Below are 420 nucleotides of genomic sequence, written 5' to 3'. Positions count from 1 at the left end.
GATCCGTCGCATGACGTCGCCGCGCGAGAACGACTCGAACATGATGTATTCGGTGACGGCGATGGCGGATTCGAAGATGCTCAGGCGGCTCGCGCGCCCGCGCCCATCCTGCATCCGACCCAGCACCGACGAAGATGCAGCGATAAAGCCCCAGAGTCCGGCCAGAATTCCGGTCTGGAAATCCGGCGCGTGCATCGGCGGCCCTTCGATCGGACCGACCAGTTTGATCAGGCCGGTCAGCGCGCGAATGGTCGAGTCGGTTGCGGCAAAATTGGCGTAGGGACCGACATCGTCGAACCAGTCAGCCTCCAGATGAATCAGGCCCGGATGCCTCTGCCTGATGGTGGCCAAATCCAAGGGCGGACAATCCGCCGCATCGATGTCGCGGCCGTCGAGCAGGATGTCGCAACTCTCGATCAG

1 protein-coding gene is annotated in these 420 nt (G+C 62.6%); it reads right to left on the bottom strand.

What is annotated here, in order from left to right; all coding sequences use genetic code 11:
- The coding region (locus I6F36_RS39065; RefSeq protein ID WP_225173301.1) for a CoA transferase at positions 1-420 on the bottom strand (420 nt) is incomplete at both ends.

Source organism: Bradyrhizobium sp. BRP19 (assembly GCF_020194195.1).
Taxonomy (GTDB): Bacteria; Pseudomonadota; Alphaproteobacteria; order Rhizobiales; family Xanthobacteraceae; genus Bradyrhizobium; species Bradyrhizobium yuanmingense.
The sequence above is the reverse complement of the archived record's forward strand: the minus strand, read 5'-3'. Positions and strand labels throughout refer to the sequence as shown.